The sequence below is a fragment of the Streptomyces griseocarneus genome (assembly GCF_014655595.1).
In the GTDB taxonomy this organism is placed as follows: Bacteria; Actinomycetota; Actinomycetes; order Streptomycetales; family Streptomycetaceae; genus Streptomyces; species Streptomyces griseocarneus.
Window position 1 is genome coordinate 256,715 of the sequence record NZ_BNBL01000002.1, and the last position, 16,673, is coordinate 273,387.

General features: G+C 74.6%; 19 protein-coding genes. 14 read left to right on the plus strand and 5 right to left on the minus strand.

Annotated elements, in window-relative coordinates; genetic code table 11:
* Position 1 precedes the first annotated feature (1 nt).
* Both IE295_RS07050 and IE295_RS07055 read left to right on the plus strand, forming a co-directional pair.
* Entirely contained in the window at positions 2 to 622 is a 621-nt protein-coding gene (locus IE295_RS07050; protein WP_190062639.1) for an SH3 domain-containing protein, read from the plus strand.
* Positions 622 to 1,632, plus strand: coding sequence for a serine/threonine-protein kinase (locus IE295_RS07055; RefSeq protein ID WP_190062640.1), 1,011 nt, complete (start codon positions 622 to 624; stop codon positions 1,630 to 1,632). Before IE295_RS07050 ends, IE295_RS07055 begins: the two co-directional genes overlap by 1 nt.
* 38 nt (positions 1,633 to 1,670) lie before the next feature.
* Here the strand turns inward: IE295_RS07055 and IE295_RS07060 are convergent, their stop codons facing one another.
* Positions 1,671 to 2,960 carry a streptophobe family protein gene (locus IE295_RS07060; protein WP_190062641.1) on the minus strand — a complete coding sequence of 430 codons (1,290 nt, stop codon included), beginning with the start codon at positions 2,958 to 2,960 and terminating at the stop codon, positions 1,671 to 1,673.
* Between the two features lie 182 nt (positions 2,961 to 3,142).
* On the opposite strand from IE295_RS07060, the gene IE295_RS07065 reads away from it, so the two are divergent.
* Complete coding sequence (locus IE295_RS07065) at positions 3,143 to 4,333, plus strand: DUF6777 domain-containing protein (protein WP_190062642.1); 1,191 nt, start codon at positions 3,143 to 3,145, stop codon at positions 4,331 to 4,333.
* A gap of 8 nt (positions 4,334 to 4,341) precedes the next feature.
* Complete coding sequence (locus tag IE295_RS07070) at positions 4,342 to 5,007, plus strand: DUF998 domain-containing protein (protein WP_190062643.1); 666 nt, start codon at positions 4,342 to 4,344, stop codon at positions 5,005 to 5,007.
* A gap of 35 nt (positions 5,008 to 5,042) precedes the next feature.
* On the opposite strand, the gene IE295_RS07075 is transcribed toward IE295_RS07070, so the two are convergent.
* Complete coding sequence (locus tag IE295_RS07075; protein ID WP_190062644.1) at positions 5,043 to 5,471, minus strand: MarR family winged helix-turn-helix transcriptional regulator; 429 nt, start codon at positions 5,469 to 5,471, stop codon at positions 5,043 to 5,045.
* 130 nt (positions 5,472 to 5,601) lie between these two features.
* Between IE295_RS07075 and IE295_RS07080 the strand changes: the two genes are divergently transcribed.
* Positions 5,602 to 6,474 carry an MBL fold metallo-hydrolase gene (locus IE295_RS07080; RefSeq protein ID WP_190062645.1) on the plus strand — a complete coding sequence of 291 codons (873 nt, stop codon included), beginning with the start codon at positions 5,602 to 5,604 and terminating at the stop codon, positions 6,472 to 6,474.
* Positions 6,475 to 6,504: 30 nt separating this feature from the next.
* Here IE295_RS07080 and pqqC read toward each other — a convergent pair whose 3' ends face one another.
* Positions 6,505 to 7,242, minus strand: a complete 738-nt coding sequence (pqqC, locus tag IE295_RS07085; protein ID WP_224323152.1) for a pyrroloquinoline-quinone synthase PqqC — start codon at positions 7,240 to 7,242, stop codon at positions 6,505 to 6,507.
* 297 nt (positions 7,243 to 7,539) lie between these two features.
* Here pqqC and IE295_RS07090 point away from each other — a divergent pair, with 297 nt between their 5' ends.
* Positions 7,540 to 8,574 (plus strand): SDR family oxidoreductase, encoded by a 1,035-nt coding sequence (locus IE295_RS07090; RefSeq protein WP_190062955.1) that lies wholly within the window; start codon positions 7,540 to 7,542, stop codon positions 8,572 to 8,574.
* Positions 8,564 to 9,163, plus strand: a complete 600-nt coding sequence (locus IE295_RS07095; protein ID WP_190062646.1) for a TIGR03086 family metal-binding protein — start codon at positions 8,564 to 8,566, stop codon at positions 9,161 to 9,163. Before IE295_RS07090 ends, IE295_RS07095 begins: the two co-directional genes overlap by 11 nt.
* Positions 9,164 to 9,174: 11 nt before the next feature.
* On the opposite strand, the gene IE295_RS07100 is transcribed toward IE295_RS07095, so the two are convergent.
* Together IE295_RS07100 and IE295_RS07105 are read right to left on the minus strand one after the other, a co-directional pair.
* Positions 9,175 to 9,729: a type 1 glutamine amidotransferase domain-containing protein gene (locus IE295_RS07100; protein WP_190062647.1), complete on the minus strand. Its 555-nt coding sequence runs from the start codon at positions 9,727 to 9,729 to the stop codon at positions 9,175 to 9,177.
* 100 nt (positions 9,730 to 9,829) lie between these two features.
* Entirely contained in the window at positions 9,830 to 11,632 is a 1,803-nt protein-coding gene (locus IE295_RS07105; RefSeq protein ID WP_190062648.1) for a thiamine pyrophosphate-requiring protein, read from the minus strand.
* Positions 11,633 to 11,918: 286 nt separating this feature from the next.
* On the opposite strand from IE295_RS07105, the gene IE295_RS07110 reads away from it, so the two are divergent.
* The 7 genes from IE295_RS07110 (at position 11,919) to IE295_RS07140 (ending at position 16,618) form a co-directional block, all read left to right on the plus strand.
* Entirely contained in the window at positions 11,919 to 12,113 is a 195-nt protein-coding gene (locus IE295_RS07110; protein ID WP_190062957.1) for a hypothetical protein, read from the plus strand.
* A gap of 1 nt (position 12,114) precedes the next feature.
* Positions 12,115 to 12,546, plus strand: a complete 432-nt coding sequence (locus IE295_RS07115) for a monovalent cation/H+ antiporter complex subunit F (RefSeq protein WP_190062649.1) — start codon at positions 12,115 to 12,117, stop codon at positions 12,544 to 12,546.
* Positions 12,539 to 12,799, plus strand: coding sequence for a hydrogenase subunit MbhD domain-containing protein (locus tag IE295_RS07120; protein ID WP_372478833.1), 261 nt, complete (start codon positions 12,539 to 12,541; stop codon positions 12,797 to 12,799). Before IE295_RS07115 ends, IE295_RS07120 begins: the two co-directional genes overlap by 8 nt.
* Positions 12,796 to 13,566: an MnhB domain-containing protein gene (locus IE295_RS07125; RefSeq protein ID WP_190062650.1), complete on the plus strand. Its 771-nt coding sequence runs from the start codon at positions 12,796 to 12,798 to the stop codon at positions 13,564 to 13,566. Before IE295_RS07120 ends, IE295_RS07125 begins: the two co-directional genes overlap by 4 nt.
* The gene (locus tag IE295_RS07130; RefSeq protein ID WP_190062651.1) at positions 13,563 to 13,907 is read left to right on the plus strand and encodes a sodium:proton antiporter; all 345 of its coding nucleotides are present in this window, start codon (positions 13,563 to 13,565) and stop codon (positions 13,905 to 13,907) included. The genes IE295_RS07125 and IE295_RS07130 overlap by 4 nt, the downstream gene beginning before the upstream one ends.
* 6 nt (positions 13,908 to 13,913) lie before the next feature.
* The gene (locus IE295_RS07135; RefSeq protein WP_224323168.1) at positions 13,914 to 15,800 is read left to right on the plus strand and encodes a complex I subunit 5 family protein; all 1,887 of its coding nucleotides are present in this window, start codon (positions 13,914 to 13,916) and stop codon (positions 15,798 to 15,800) included.
* Between the two features lie 101 nt (positions 15,801 to 15,901).
* On the plus strand, positions 15,902 to 16,618 hold the full coding sequence (locus IE295_RS07140) for a L,D-transpeptidase (protein WP_190062652.1): 717 nt from the start codon (positions 15,902 to 15,904) through the stop codon (positions 16,616 to 16,618).
* Positions 16,619 to 16,673 lie beyond the last annotated feature (55 nt).

Sequence of the window (16,673 nt, forward strand, 5' to 3'; positions counted from 1 at the left end):
CATGAACGCGGCCGCCTTCCCCACCGACGCCACCAGTGTCCCCGGCTTCCTGCCCACCCATGTCGTGCCCCAGGGCGGGCTGTCCACCTGGGCAGCCCCCGACGCGTCCATCCCCACCGAGCCCCTGGACCCCCTGCTGCCCGTCCAGCTGCTCACCCGCCGCGGCGACTGGGGACAGGTGCTCTGCTCGAACGGCTGGGCGGCGTGGGTCGACGCCCGGCTGCTCGTGGCCCTGCCGCAGAGCCCGCCCGCGGCGGGCGCGCCGCTCGCGCGCACGGCCGACGCACGCAGACTGCTGGCCCACGTCGAGGAGTCGCTGGGCCGCTACCGGAAGGCGGTGGAGGAGCTCGCGGAAGGACACATGGACGGCGAGACGTTCCGCAACGCCACCCACGGCCTGCGGATCGGGGCCGTGGTCGAGGGCGAGGCGGTCTGGCTCTACGACGCCGAGCACGACCGTTGGTGCTACTGCGACGGCACGGCCATGACGACCTTCGCCGCGCACGGGCCCGCGCCCCAGTCGCTCCCGCCCGAGCCCACCCCGTCGTCCCTCCCGCCCGAACCCACGCGCCTGGACACCCCCGCCTCGGGCCCGCCGCCCACCCAGCTCGGTGACGCCTGATGCCGGGCGAGGGCGACCACCGGGCCCGGCCGGACGACACGCTGGCCCCCGGCCCGTCGGGGCTCATCGGCCGGCAGCTGGCCGGCTACCGCGTGGAGAGCGAGATCGGACGCGGCGGCATGGCCGTCGTCTACCGCGCCACCGACCTGCGCCTGGGCCGCACCGTCGCCCTCAAGCTCCTCGCCCCCGAGCTCGCCCGCAACGACACCTTCCGCGACCGCTTCGCCCACGAGTCACGGGTGGCCGCCGCCATCGACCACCCGCACATCGTGCCGGTGTTCGAGGCCGGGGAGGTCGAGGGCGTGCTCTACATCGCCATGCGCTACGTCGCCGGGATGGACCTGCGCGCCCTGCTGGACCGCGAGGGCCCGCTGCCGCTGCCCACCGCCGTGCGCATCGCCGGCCAGGTCGCCTCGGCCCTGGACGCCGCCCACGCGCACGACCTGGTCCACCGGGACGTCAAGCCGGGGAACATCCTGGTCGCGGAGGGCACCGACAGCGACCACCCCGAGCACGTCTACCTCACCGACTTCGGCCTCACGAAGAAGTCGCTGTCGCTGACCGGGTACACGCGGGTCGGCCAGTTCGTCGGCACGCTGGACTACGTGGCGCCGGAGCAGATCTCCGGCAAGCCGGTGGACGGGCGCTGCGACGTCTACAGCCTGGCGTGCGTGGTGTTCGAGACCCTCACCGGGGCGCCGCCCTTCCAGCGCGACGACGACATGGCGCTGCTGTGGGCGCACCAGTACGATCCGCCGCCGCTGCTGTCCCAGCGCGTGCGCGGGCTTCCGGTGCGGGTCGACGAGGTGCTCGCGACGGCCCTGGCCAAGGCGCCGGACGACCGCTACGACAGCTGCCTGGAGTTCGTCACGGCCCTGCGGCTGGCCGGTCGCGAGCGCCTGGTCGCGCCCGAAGTGGTGCCGGAGCACCCGCCCACCCAGGTGGCGGAGGCCTCCGCCCCCGGCCCGCCGCCGGACCCGCCCCAGTGGGCGGCGCCGGTCTTCCCGTAGCCAGGTCTTCCCGCAGCCGGGTCTCACCCGGTCCGGTCTCACCCGCCGGGCGGTGCGCCCTCTCCCCGGCGCCGCACCCAGGACCCCGCCAGGCCGCCAATGAAGCCCGCCAACAGCCCCCACAGCAACCCGAACCCCACCAGCCGCAACAGCCGTGCGTGCAACGACACCTCGCCGCCGAAGTCCCCGAGGTCGCCCAGGCCCAGCAGCGACAGGCCGAAGATCGCCGAGACCCGCGTCAGCAGGCCGACGACCAGCAGGGTGACCGCCACCGCCACGGCCAGCCGCACCGCGAGCCGCCAGGGTGAGGTCCCCCCGGGCGAGCGCACGGCCAGCACGAAGCCGGCCGCCAGCAGCGCGAGCCCGGCCAGCAGGGCCAGCAGCCAGGCCCGCCCGTCGTACTCGGAGAGCGAGGAGAGGTCCACCGTGCCGCTCCCGCCGTCGGTCTCGCGCAGCACCGCCGCCAGCGGCTTGGGCACCGGCAGACCGATGTCGCCCGGCACCCGGCCCTCCCAGGCGCCGCCCAGGCCGATGCCGAACGCCATCCAGGCGAGGTTGGGCAGGCCCAGCAGCAGGACGGCGAAGGTCTGGGCCGCGTGCCCCCGGGTGAACGCCGCGACCACCCCGGCGAGCAGACCCAGCACCACATACGCCAGCAGCACCACCACCATCACGAAGGCGGCCGGACGCACGGAGTCCTGGAACCGCAGCAGCCGGGAGGGCAGCGGGGCCTTCCGGGAGGCGGCCAGCGCCACCGCCAGCAGCACCAGCAGCCACAACAGCCCGTATCCGAGCGTGGGCCCCACGGCGGCGCGGAAGCCCACGGTCGGCGTCGCGCCCAGCGCCTCGCCCAGCTCGTCGAGGAACTCCTCGCCCACCTGGATCCGGAAGGTGTGCCGCGCCGCCAGCGCGATCAGCAGCAGCGCCAGCAGCCACAGCACGGCCGTACGGGCCACGCGGGCCAGCAGCGCGCGCCCGCTCGTCACCGCGTGGTGCCGCAGCGGCAGCAGGAAGAGGACCGCGAGGGCCAGGGCCCCGGCCAGCGTCACCGACAGCGGCACCACGGCCAGCCCGCCACCCGTGCGGGCGATGAAGCCCGCGTCGCCGGAGAGTTCGACCGTGCCGCCGACTGCCGTGACCATCGCCGCCGCGACGACGGCGGCGAACGCCCCGCCCGGCAGGTCGGCGGCGCCCGCCGCCCACAGCCCGAGGGCGGCGACCACGGCCATGGCGACCACGCCGGCGACCACCGCCGCCAACGCCTGTGCCCAGGCGCGCAGCTCGTGCGCGGCCCCCTGCGGGGCACGGGACGTCGGTGGCTGGCTCACACCGACCAACGTAAACCGGACCGCGCCGGGCCACCCGTCCGCACGGGCGCCCGGGGGAATCCCGGCCGCACACCGTGGGGCCGTCCCGCACGCCCGCTTGCGGGGGACACCGGTTTGGGACACACAATGTGCGCAGGGGCGGCGAAAGGGAACAAAAGAGCCTCCAGCGTAGGAGAAGGGCCGTGTCGTCCGAACCACCGTCAGGAAAACGCCCCACCGGCCCTCCGTCCGGCCCGCTGTCCGGGCGCGAATCCACGCCGCCCGAACCCTCCGAGGGGCCGGAGGCCACCCGGCAGGACTGGCCGGCCCAGCCCTCGGGCCCGTCCGGCCCCCAGGAGCCCCCCGGGCCGCCCGCCCCACCCTCGGACGGGCGCGACACCCCGGGCGAGCGGCCCGGCGGCGGCGCGCCGTGGTGGCGGTCCAAGGTCGTGCTGGTGGCGGGGGCCGCCGTCGTGGTCCTCGCCGCGGTGCTCACGGTCTTCCTCCTCCGGCAGAGCGGAACCCCCGCCGGCGAGGTCTTCCTTCAGTCCGCCTCGGCCGACGGCCGCGATCCCTTCACCCACTCGTCCGCGAAGGGCTCCAGCGCCGCCGCGGCCGCCGCCCCCGCCCGCCCCCAGGGCACGGGCAGCGGCACCCGCGTCGTCCAGGGCTCCACGCCCGGCCTCTACGGCGGCACCCGCAACGTCGCCAGCTGCGACGTCGAGCGCCAGATCGGCTATCTGAACCAGGACCAGTCCAAGGCCCGCGCCTTCGCGGGCGCGGCGGGCATCGAGGCGGGCGGCCTGGCCACGTACCTGCGCGGCCTGACGCCCCTGCAGCTGCGCACGGACACCCGGGTCACCAACCACGGCTACAAGGACGGCTCCGTCACGAGCTTCCAGTCCGTCCTGCAGGCCGGTACGGCCGTGCTCGTCGACGACCGGGGCGTGCCCAGGGTGCGTTGCGCCTGCGGCAACCCGCTGAAGCCGCCGGTCGCCGTGAAGGGCACACCCAAGGCCAAGGGCGACACCTGGCCGGCCTACCGGCCGGAGGACGTGGTGGTGGTCGACCCGGCCGACTCCGTCATGGAGGTCATCGTGGTCTACGACCCCGAGACGGGGGAGTGGTTCGAGCGTCCGGTCGGCACCGACGGCGAGGAGGACCGTTCCATCTCCGCCCCCAAGGGCGGGATGTCCACGGCCCCGCCGCGGCCGACGACCTCCCCGGGCGGCCAGCAGCCCCCGCGGCCCCCGCAGCCGCCCAAGCCCCCGCAGCCCACGACCCCGCACACCATGCCCCCCACCGCTCCGCACACCACGCCGCCGACCACCCCGTCGCCGCAGATGCCGCCCCCGCCGGCCTACGGGCCCCCACCCGCACGGCCGAACGGATAAGGGCCCCGATGCGCGACGGGTGGGCGTCCCTGCTGCTGGCCACGGCGGCGGTGGTCTACAACGACTGGCTGCTGGAGTTCGTCCTGCCCACGGGCCTGGACCCCCGGCACTCCTACGTCAGCGAGCTGTACGCCGCCGATCAGCGCTTCCACCTCCTCTTCGGCGGCATCGAGGTCACGGCCGCCGTCCTGGTGGTGACCGGCGCCCTCCTGGCCCGCCCCCGCGCGGCCGGCGGCCTGCCGGCGGCGGGCTGGTGGTCGCTGGTGGCCTTCGGGGTGTTCTCCGTGGCGGACGTCGTCGTGCCCATGCACTGCGCGCCGTCCGTGGAGCGCGGCTGCGAGGCCGTCAACCCCTGGCACACGACCACCAGCGCGCTCGTCCACGCCGCGCTGTTCGCCTCGATGGCGCTGCTTGTCCTCGCGTCCGGCCCCGGCCCCTGCCCGCGCCCGGTCGTCCGCCGCCGGGGCCCGTGGGTGCTGGCCTGCGCCCTGCTGACGGCGCTGGCCACGGTCGGCCCGCTGTTCGGCCGGCCGGGCTGGCACGGGGTCCCGCAGCGGGCCCATCTGGTGCTGGTGGGCGTGTGGTTCCTGCTGCTGGCCAGGGCCCTGCGCCAGACCCCGCCCCCCACGGACGTCCCGCACGGCGCCCGCCGGCTGCCCGCCACGGTGCGCTAGGGCGTGTCCGCGGTCGCCGCCGCGCCGACGCCGGCTTACGGAGAGGTGACGGCCTGCTCCAGCAGGCCGTGAAGGACGCGCTGCTCCTGCGGGCTGAGGCCGGACAGCGGGGAGTCCACGGCGAGGAGTCCGAGGAGGCGTTCGCGCAGTGCGGTGCCCTCGGCGGTGAGGACGAGGTGCTTGGCGCGGCGGTCGGTGGGGTGCGGGTGGCGTTCGACCAGGCCCTGCTTCTCCAGCTTGTCGATGACGAACGTGGTGTTGGAGGGCTCGCAGCTCATGCGTTCGGCGAGCTCCCGCATGGTCATCGGCCCGCTCATCTCCCGCAGCGCGGTCGCCTGGGACGCGGTGAGGCCCAGGGTGGCGGCGCGCTCCCGGACGTGCTCGGCGATCCGCTGGGCCAGCCCGTTCACCAGGCCGCACAGCTGTCGCTCGGCGATGGCCTGCCGCTCCGGGGACGTCGTCATGCCACCACCCTAGCAAGTCCATCAAGGCGACATATTTACAGCTTGAATGATTCGAGCTTGATGCTTATGGTGGGCGTCGTCGCCGCCGGAGACACGGCGACGACCTGATGCGACTCACGGGAGAGAACTCATGGCTGACTTGACGGTGGATCAGGACGGACGACTGAGCCGGCCGGCGGGAATCCGCTCGATACAGCTGGGCGACACGAAGGTGTCGTACGTCCCGGACGGCGACGTGCGGCTCCGGCCGCTGCCGCTGCTCCAGGACTCCACCGACGAGGTGTGGGCCGCACACCCCGAGTACCTGGACGCCACGGGCCACCTCGTGGGGAGCGTCGGCGGTCTGCTGGTGGAGCACGGCGACCGCGCTCTGCTGATCGACGCGGGCTTCGGCCCGCAGACGCTCGAGGCCCCGGACGGCCCCCTCGGCGTGATCCACGGAGGCGCGCTCCCGCAGAGCCTGGCCGCACTCGGTCGCAGCCCCGAGGACATCGAGGCGGTGGCCTTCACCCACCTCCACTCCGACCACCTCGGCTGGGCCTGCCACCCCGCCCCCGGCGGTGACCGGCCCGTCTTCGCCCACGCCGAATACCTGGTCTCCGAGCCGGAGTGGGAGGGGCGCGACGTCCTGGAGGCCCAGCAGGTCGCCGCCCTCGCGCCGCGCGTACGTACGATCACGGACGGGCAGGAGATCTTCCCCGGCGTACACGTGCGGATCACGCCCGGCCACACCGTCGGGCACGCCGAGTACGTCATCACCGGGGGTGGCCGGCGCCTGATCGCCTTCGGTGACGCGATGCACTCGCCGATCCAGGCCGACCACCCCGAGTGGTCCTCGGCCTTCGACCACGACCTCACCCGCACCGCCGGCCACCGCCGCCGCCTCGTCGCCGAACTGGCGGAGCCCGGCACGATCGGCTTCGGCGTCCACTTCGCCGACGTGGTGTTCGGTCACGTCCGGCAGGACGGCGACGGCCCGGCCTGGCGGCCCCTGGATGCCTGACGCTCCCCGCACCGACCCATCGGACACGCCCTAGAGGGGAACCTGGTCCGTCCTGCCCGCGTGGTCGAGGGCGTCGAGCATGCTCCACAGCACGTCGCACTTGAAGGTGAGGGCGGCGAGGGCGGCGTCCTGCAGCTGCCGGGTCGTGCAGTACGACAGGACCAGGCCCAGGGCGTGCCGGGCGTCGTCGGTGACCGCGGCCGGGCGGGTGGTGAAGTACTCGTGGCCGGAGGGATCGACCCAGGGGTAGTGGGTGCGCAGCGCGGCGAGCCGGTCGCGCATCAGGCCGGGCGCGAACAGCTCGGTCAGGCAGGCGGCGACGGCCTCGGTCCAGGGGCGCGTGCGGCAGAAGGTCACATAGGCGTCCGTGGCGAAGCGGACGCCGGGCAGGACGTGGCGCTCGTCCAGCACCTCGGCGCGGCTCAGGCCCGCGGCCTCGGCGAGGGCGAGCCACTGGGCGGTGCCGCCGTGCCCCTCGGCCGTGCCGTCCTGGAAGGTGATGCGCCGCGTCCAGCGGCGGCGCACCTCGGGGACGGGGCAGTTGGCGACGATGGCCGCGTCCTTCTGGGGCAGCAGCTTCTGGTAGTACCAGCGGTTGGCGATCCAGCGCCGCAGCTCCCGCCGGGTCAGGCCCCCCTGGTGCAGCCGCAGGTGCACCGGGTGCCGTGACCAGTACTGATCGGCGTGGGCGTGCAGCGCGGTCGTGAACGCCGAGCGGGTCAGGCGCCCGTCCTGCCCGGCGTCCGCCGCCGGGCCGGCCTCCGTCACCACCGGACGGCGTGCGCGGCGACCCCGGCCGGGAGCTGCCCCGCCGCGGCAGGAGCTGTCGTCATGGACGTTCCCCCCTCGTTCTCCCCGGCGCGGACGGCACCGCGGCGTCGACCGGGGCACGCGAGCCCCCCTCGTCCAGGGTCCGCAATGCCGGCCGCCGCCCGCAATCGCCGGAACGGGTGAACGAGCCGGACGGGTGCGGTCCGGCCGCCGACGCTCACCCGGATGGGCGAAGCCGGGGTAAAACGGTCCAATCCGTTTACGGTGCACGGCCCCGGGTACCCGGCGCCGATGATGAAGAGAACGAAGCCGTCCGTCGTGGTGGTGACCGGTGCCAGCGGCGGCGTGGGGCGCGCGACGGCCAGGGCGTTCGCCCGGCAGGGCGCCTGCGTCGCGCTGCTGGCGCGCGGGCACAAGGGACTGGAGGCCGCCGCCGCCGAGGTGCGCTCGCGCGGCGGCCAGGCGCTGGTGGTGCCGGTGGACGTGGCCGACCACCGGCAGGTCACCGACGCGGCGAACCGCGTGGAAGAGGTGTTCGGGCCCGTCGACGTCTGGGTCAACAACGCCTTCACCGGCGTGTTCGCCCCCTTCGTCGAGATCGAACCCGACGAGTTCCGGCGCGTCACCGAAGTCACCTATCTGGGCTATGTGTACGGCACCCACGCCGCGCTCTCCCGCATGCTCCCGCGCGACCACGGCACCATCGTCCAGGTCGGCTCGGCCCTGGCCTACCGCGGGCTGCCCCTGCAGTCCGCGTACAGCGGCGCCAAGCACGCCATCCAGGGCTGGCACGAGGCCCTGCGGTGCGAGCTGCTCCACCAGGGCAGCAAGGTCCGTACGACCATGGTGCAGCTGCCCGCCCTGAACACCCCGCAGTTCGGCTGGGTGCTCAACCGCATGCCGCGCCGCCCCCGCCCCGTACCGCCCGTCTACGAGCCGGAACTCGCCGCCAGTGCCATCGTGTACGCCGCCGCCCACCCGCGCCGCCGCGAGTACTGGGTCGGCGCCAGCACCGTCGCCACCCTCGTCGCCAACGCCGTGGCCCCCGGCCTGATGGACCGCTACCTCGCCCGCACGGCCTACGCCTCGCAGCAGCGCCCCGACCTCGCCCCCGAGCTGCCGCCGCCGGTGAACCTGTGGCACCCCGTCGACGGCGACGGCGGCCACGACTACGGCGCCCACGGCGACTTCGGCAGGGGCGCGCGGGTGCACGGGCCCCAGTTGTGGCTCTCCGAGCACCGGGGTGCCCTGGCCGGCGGGGTGGTGTTCGCCGCCGCCGCACTGGCCGCGGCCCGGCTCCGGTCGGATCATGGACCTCATGACCGGTGACAAGAACCTGACCGACTCCCGGCGGCGCACCGTGCTCGCCCGGCACGGCGAGGCGCTCGACCTCTTCACCGACCGGGTGCACGCCATCCGCCCGGACCAGTGGGACGAGCCCACGCCGTGCACCGAGTGGACCGTGCGCGATCTGGTGAACCACCTGGCCGTCGAGCAGATGTGGGTGCCGCCCATGCTGGCCGGCTCGACCGTCGGGGAGGTGGGCGACGCCTTCGACGGCGACCGGCTCGGCAAGGACCCCCTCGGCGTCTGGGACCGGTCGGCCGCCACCGCCCGCGAGGCCTTCGCGGCCCACGGCGCGCTGGACCGCACGGTGCAGCTGTCGTACGGCAGTACGCCCGCCCACGCCTACTGCGCGCAGATGATCGCCGACCTGGTGATCCACGCCTGGGACCTCTCCCGCGCGATCGGCGCCGACGAACACCCCTCGAAGGACCTCGTGGACTTCACCGTGCACGAGATGGAGCCGTACGCCGACGACCTCTCCGGCTCGGGCCTGTTCGCGGAGCCGGTGCCGCCGCCCCGCGGCGCCGACTCCTGGCAGAAGCTGCTCGCCCGGCTCGGCCGGCAGCCCTGACGTCGGGGGCGTCAGGCCCCGCCACCTCCGCCGGCCTTGCGGAACTCGGCGGTGAACGCGTCGCAGAACGCCTTGAGGTCGTCCGGCTTGCGGCTGGTGATCAGCGTGTTGGGCCCGTGGGTGCACACCTTGACCTGCTCGTCGACCCAGGAGCCGCCCGCGTTCTGGATGTCGGTGCGCAGGCTCGGCCACGACGTCAGGGTGCGGCCGCGCAGCACATCGGCCTCGACCAGCGTCCACAGGGCGTGACAGATCGCGGCCACGGGCTTGCCCGCCGCGAAGAAGTCACGGGCGAACGCCACCGCCCGCTCGTCCATGCGCAGGAAGTCGGGGCTGGCGACCCCGCCCGGCAGCACCAGGGCGTCGTACTCCGCGGCGCCCACCTCGGCCACCGTCTTGTCGACGGGGAACGTGTCGCCCCGGTCCAGGTGGTGGAACGCCTGCACCGTCCCCGGCTTCGTCGAGACGAGCTGCGGGGTGCCGCCCGCCTCCTCGACCGCCTTCCAGGGGGTGGTGAGCTCGACCTGCTCGGCGCCCTCGGGCGCCACAAGGAACGCGACCTTCATGACGGCTTCCCTTCCCTTCGCTTCGTCTCGCGGATCTCCGGCCCCCGCTTCGCCCCGGCCGCCGCGCAGCAGGGAGCGGGCCTGCCCGGGGCGGTCGTCCTCAGCGCGTGGACCGCCCGTGGCCGCCGGGCAGGAACTCCTGGATCTTCGCCTTGATGCCCTGCCGCAGCATGCCCCTGCGGTCGGCGTCGCCCTTGAGGACGGAGGCCGCCGTCGCCTCGATCTGCCCCCAGTCCGCGTGCGGCGGAACGGGCGGCACCGCCGGGTCGGTGACGAACTCCACCACGACGGGCCCGTCCGCGGCCAGGGCCTCGCGCCAGGCGTCCTCGACCTCGTCCGGCTCCTCCACCCGGATCCCGGTCAGCCCCAGCAGCTCCGCGCACCGCGCGTAGGGGACGTCGGGCAGCTCCTGCGAGGGCAGGAACTGCGGGGAGCCGCCCATGGCGCGCAGCTCCCAGGTCACCTGGTTGAGGTCCCGGTTGTTCCACACCCCGACCACCAGCCGCGGATCCTCCCACTCGTGCCGGTACTTGGCCACCGTGATGAGCTCGGCCAGGCCGTTCATCTGCATCGCCCCGTCCCCGGCCAGCGCCACCACCGGCCGGTCCGGGTGGGCGAACTTCGCCCCGATCGCGTACGGCACCGCGCAGCCCATCGTCGCCAGCGTCCCCGACAGGGAGCCGCGCATCGTGCCGCGCAGGGTGATGTGCCGGGCGTACCAGTTGGCCACCGAACCCGAGTCCGAGGTCAGGATCGTGTCGTCCGGCAGCAGCGGCGACAGCGCCCGCGCCACGTGCTCGGGGTTCACCGGCTCGGCGCCCACCGCCGCCCGCCGCGCCATCACCTCCTTCCACCGCTGCACATTGGAGATCACCTGGCTCTGCCAGCCGCGCTTGTCCTTGCGCTCCAGCAGTGGGATCAGCGCCTCCAGCGTGGCCCGCGCGTCGCCGATGAGATTGACCTCGTAGGGGTAGCGCAGCCCCGCCAGGTGCGGGTCGATCTCGATCTGCACGGCCCGCGCCGCGCCGAACTCCGGCAGGAACTGCGCGTAGGGGAAGTTGGACCCGATCGTCAGCAGCGTGTCGCAGTCGCGCATCAGCTCGTAGGAGGGGCGGGTGCCCAGCAGCCCGATCGAGCCGGTGACGTACGGCAGTTCGTCGCTGAGCACGTCCAGGCCCAGCAGCGCCTTCGCCACCCCCGCGCCCAGGATCTCGGCGACCCGCTCCACCTCGTCGCGGGCCCCGGCGGCGCCCTGGCCCGCGAGGATCGCCACCTTCTCACCGGCGTTGAGGACCTGCGCCGCGCGCTCGAGCGCCTCCGCCGAGGGCAGCGCCTGCCAGCCGCTGCGGTCCAGGCTGGAGGGCACCATCTTGAAGTCGTGACCGGGCGGGGTGTACTCGAGCTCCTGCACGTCGGCGTGGACGATGACGGCCGTGGGGGCGCGGCGCGCGCAGGCGGTGCGGATCGCCCGGTCCAGGACGTTCGGCAGCTGCTCGGGCACCGTGACGGTCTCCAGGAACTCCGAGGCGACGTCCTTGAAGAGCGTGTGCAGGTCCACCTCCTGCTGGTACGCGCCACCCATCGCGGAGCGGGCCGTCTGGCCCACGATCGCCAGCACGGGCACGTGGTCGAGCTTGGCGTCGTAGAGGCCGTTGAGCAGATGGATCGCGCCCGGCCCCGACGTCGCCACGCACACCCCCAGCCGGCCGCTGAACTTGGCGTACCCCACGGCCTCGAACGCCGCCATCTCCTCGTGCCGCGCCTGGATGAACCTCGGCTGGTCCCCGGCCCGCTCCCAGGCCGCCAGCAGCCCGTTGATGCCGTCCCCCGGGTAGCCGAAGACCCGCTCCACACCCCACTCGCGCAGGCGCGCCAGGATGTGGTCGGAAACCTGCTCACTCATGCTGTTCCTCTCCACCTGCCGCCCGGCGTGGCGGGCGGCCTCGCGTCGCCCCGGACGCGCTGGTCGGGGGCCTCGCCGTACTCGGTCATCGCGGTGGGATCCTCCAGGGCCGCGCGGTGAGCTCAGACGCAACGGATAACCCCGGGGCGCCGCGATGAAACCTCCCGGTTCGCGGTCCGGCGGGGTGGCGTCCCGCCCCGGCCCGCCCGATGGCCGATACTCGGGAACGGGTCCGGTTCGGTCAGATTCGGTCGATTTAAGTCAGGTTCGGTGTGATGCCGGCGTGATGGCCGTGGGAGGTGGAGCGACGGTGCTGCGCAGGGCGGCCGCGGTCGCGGAAGACCTCGGCTGGTGGGCCGCGCTCACCGCCGTGTGGACCGTACTGATCAGCTCGGTGGACCCGCTGGAGACGGCCGTCGGCGCGGCGGCCGCGCTCCTGGCGGCCTGCGCCGCCCGCGGCGCCCGGCGGGCGGCGGCCTGAGGTGAACGGCTGGCTCGTGGCCGCCGCCGTGCTCGTCGTCGCGGGCCTGGGGCCGAGCCTGTGGGGCGCCGCGCGCGGCGGCGCGGGCCGGCGCGTCGTCGCCCAGAACGCGGCGACCCTGCTGCTGTGCCTGGTGTTCCTCCTGCTCGCCCAGGGGTACGGGCGGCCGTCGTACGTGGACCTCGCGCTGGTGACCTCGGTGCTGGGCCCGGCCGGGACGCTCGTCTTCGTCCGGCTGCTCGGCGACGAGATCGACGCGCCCCCGCCGGGCCTGCGCCTGCTGACCCCCCTCGTCGCCGTCGGCACCCCCGCCACCCTCGTACCCCTGTGCATCGCCACCGGCCCCGGCCGGGCCCTGCTCAAACTGCTCGTCGTCGGCGCCCTGCTGGTGGCGGGAGGGCTCGTCACCTCCAGGGCCCTGCGCCATGCGTGAGGCGCTGGACGACGCGCTCGTCGTCGCCTCGCTGCTGTTCGTCGCGGCCGCCGCCACCGCGGCCGTGCTCACCCGCGACCCCGCCCGGCAGGCCGTCGTGCTCTCCCTGCTCGGACTCGGCCTCGCCCTGCTCTTCACCGTGCTGCAGGCGCCCGACGTGGCCCTCTCCCAGCTCGCGGTCGGCTCGGCGGTCACCCCGCTGATGATCCTGCTGACGGTCCGCGAGGTCCGCCGCCGGAAGCGGCGCGAGTGACGCGCCGGGCGCGGCTGTGGGTGCTGACCGCCGGGCTGCTGGGCACGGCGGCGCTGTTCGCGGCCGCCTGCCTGCGCATGCCGCCCTTCGGCGGCACCTGGCACCCCTACGGCGACCGGGCCGTCCAGGCGGCGCTGCTCCAGCGCACCGCCAACACCGTCTCCTCCGTCAACTTCGACCAGCGCGCCTTCGACACCCTCGGCGAGGAGAGCATCCTCTTCGCCGCCGTACTCGGCACGGTCGTCCTGCTGCGCCGCACCTCCGGCGAACGCCGCGTCACCCCGCAGCCCGCGTCCGTGCCGCCCGCCGTGCGCCGCTACGCGATCGCCGTGCTGCCCCTGGCCCTCCTCATCGGGCTGTACGTCGTCGCCCACGGCCAGCTCAGCCCGGGCGGCGGCTTCCAGGGCGGCGTGGTCGTGGCCACCGCCCTGCACCTGCTCTACGTCGGCGTCGACTACCGGGCCCTGGAGCGCGTCCGCCCGGTGGGGCTGTACGAGCTCGCCGACGGCGTCGGCGAGGGGGCGTACGTGGTCCTCGGCGCCGCCGGGCTGCTCGCCGGCTCGGCCTACCTGGCCAACATCCTGCCGCTCGGCACCTTCAACACCCTGTCCTCCGGCGGCACGGTCCCGCTGCTCAACGCCGCCGTCGGCATGGAGGTCGCCTCCGCCGTGGTCGTCCTGCTCGCCCGCTTCCTCGCCCAGGCCCTGGAGATCGTGGACGAGAAGGAGGAGGGAAGGGAGAGAGGGGAGAGGAGGAAGCGGGAGTGACCGTACTGCCCTACCTCGTCGCCGGGTGGATCTTCCTCGCCGGCGTCCACGGCCTGGCCACCAGCCGTCACCTCGTGCACGCGGTCGGCTGCCTGGCGGTGACCCAGTCCGCCACCTACGTGCTGCTGCTGGCCGTCGGCTACCGCCGCGGCGGCACCGCGCCCGTCTTCTCCGACACCCCGCCGGGCACGCCGGTCGTCGACCCCGTCGTCCAGGCCCTCGCCCTCACCGACGTCGTCGTGGGCGCCACGGTGACGGCCCTGCTGCTGGCCCTGGTGGTGCAGACCCGCAAGCGGCACGGCACCGTCGACCCCGACGAGCTGTCCGGGCTGAAGGGCTGACCCGTGGTGGACCGGCTGCTTCCGCTGATCGTGGTGGTGCCCCTGCTCGGCGCCGCGGTGCTGGTGGGCGCGGGCCGCCGGATGCCGCGGCTCGCCGCGGAGACGGTGGCGTGCGCCTGCGCCGCCGCCTCCGCCGCCCTCGCCTGCGCCGCGCTGGCGGGGCCGGCGACGGCCGTGTCCTGGGTGGGGGACTGGCGGCCGCGCGACGGCGTGAGCGTGGGCATCGTCCTGGTGGGCGACCGCCTCGGGCTGGGGCTCGCGGCCCTGGCCTCCGTACTGATCGTGGCCGTACTGACCTACTCCTGGCGCTACTTCGAGGAGCCGCCGCGCGGCCACGCGGGGGCCTTCCCGGCCCTCGTCCTCCTCTTCCAGGCGGGGATGTGCGGCTTCGCGCTCACCGGCGACCTCTTCGACGCCTTCGTCTTCTTCGAACTGATGGGCGTCGTCGGCTACGCCCTCACCGGCTACCACGTCGAGGAGGCCCGGCCGGTGCAGGGCGCCCTGGCCTTCGGATTCGTCAACTCCCTCGGCGGCTACGCCACGCTGATGGGCATCGCCCTGCTCTACGCGCGCACCGGCGAACTGGGCATGGCGCAGATCGGCCGGCGACTGGACGCGGCGCCGGGGCACGACGCGCTGGTGGCCGCCGCGTTCGTGCTGGTGGTGACCGGGCTGCTGGTCAAGGCCGCCGCCGTCCCCTTCCACTTCTGGCTGCCGGACGCGCACGCGGTCGCGCCCACGCCGGTGTGCCTGGTGCTCTCCGGCGTCATGGTGGAGACGGGCGTCTACGGCGTCGCCCGCGTCCACGCGACGGTCTTCGGCGGCCCCGGCGGCATCCCCGCCGACGGCACGCGGCGCGTGCTCGTCGTCCTGGGCGTGGTGAGCGCGCTGACCGGCGCCGTGATGTGCTGGCAGCAGCGGCACATCAAGCGGCTGCTGGCCTTCTCCACGGTCGGCCACACCGGCCTCTTCCTCGTCGGCGTCGGCCTGCTGACCCCCGAGGGCCTGTCGGGCACGTGCCTGTACGTCCTGGGCCACGCGGGCGCCAAGGCCGCCCTCTTCGCCTGCACCGGCATCCTCCTCGCACGGCTCGGCAGCGTGGACGAGCGCGAACTGCACGGCCGGGGCCGGGACATACGGGGCATCGGGCTGCTCTTCGCCCTCGGCGGCCTCGCCCTGGCGGGCCTGCCGCCCTTCGGCACGGGCCTGGGCAAGGCCGTGGTGGAGGAGCAGGCCGCCTGGCTGCCCGCGCTGTTCGGCCTGGTGTCGGCGCTGACCGGCGGCGCGGCGCTGAGGGTCGCGGCACGGGTCTTCCTCGGGGCCGGCGAGCGCGGCCACGACGAGCGGGAGACGGCGGGCGGCGGCGAGAAGGAGCCGGAGACGGCCGGTGGGGAGGAGGAGCCCGAGACGGTGGGGGGTGAAGGGGAGCCCGAGACGGCCGGTGGGGAGGAGGAGCCCGAGACGGCCGGTGGGGAGGAGGAGCCGGAAACCGGTCACCGGATCCGCCTGCCGCCCCCGCCGATGGTGTCGGTCGCCGTGGCGCTGCTGGCCGGTGCGCTCGCGGTGGGTACCGTGCCCGCCCTCGCCGAGGCGACCGCGGCGGCCTCCTTCGCCTTCCTGGACCACGCCGGTTACGCCGCCGCGGTCCTCGACGGCCGGGCCACCGGCGGGCAACCGGGCCACGGCGGCGAGTGGTGGACCTGGAGCGGCGCGGTCCTCGGCCTGCTCTCGGCCGCCCTCGCCGTGGTCCTGGCCGCGGCGGCCGTCGTCGGCCTGGTCCCGTCCCGCGGCTGGAGCGCGCCGCTGCGCCGGCTGCACTCCGGCCACATCGGCGACTACGTGGCCTGGACGATGGCCGGGATCGGCCTGCTGTCGCTGCTGACGCTGTGGTGAGGCGCCGGCGCCGGCGCCGTGGTGAGGCCGCGCGCCGGAGGGCTGGTGGGATGTCCGGGAGCGGGCGCAACCAACGGGCGGGCCGAGCTGTCATATCGTTCATGACAAGTTCACCGAAGAGAGCCTTCGCACGCCGCATCGGCGTCCTGCTCGGCGCGGCCGGACTGGCCGCCCCCCTCACCGTGGCGCTGGGCGCCGGGTCCGCCCAGGCGGCGACCTCCGCGTGCACCGCCGGAACCGGCCCGTACCAGGCGAAGGCCGAACGCTTCCTCGGCCGGACGGCCGACGGCAAGCAGTCCGCCGCCGACTGCCGCGCGATACGCGACTTCCAGCTCGCCCACGGCATCAGCCCGGCCATCGGCTACGCGGGCGCCGTCACCTGGGGCGTCATGGACCTCGTCACCCAGCAGCGGGCCGCGGGCTCCAATCCCAACGCCGCGGGCAAGTGCCCGACGAACAAGGGCCGCATCGCCTGCGTGGACCTCACCCGCCAGCTGAGCTGGATCCAGGACGGCAAGAAGCTGAAGTCCGGCCCCTTCCCCATCCGCTCGGGCCGCGACGGCTACGAGACCCGTACGGGCCTGAAGAAGATCTACTGGCGCAGCATCGACCACTGGTCCACGATCTACAAGGTCCGCATGCCCTACAGCCAGTTCTTCGACGGCGGACAGGCCTTCCACTCCATCGACGGCAGCGTCTGGTCGGCCCCCGGCTCGCACGGCTGCGTCAACATGCGGCGCGCCGACGCCAAGACGTACTGGTCGCTGCTGAAGAACGGCGACGACGTGTACGTCTACGGGCGCAAGCCCGGCACCTGAGGGCGCGCGCCGCGACCCGGATGATCAAGATAGATTTCGGGTCGGGCGTCGCTTG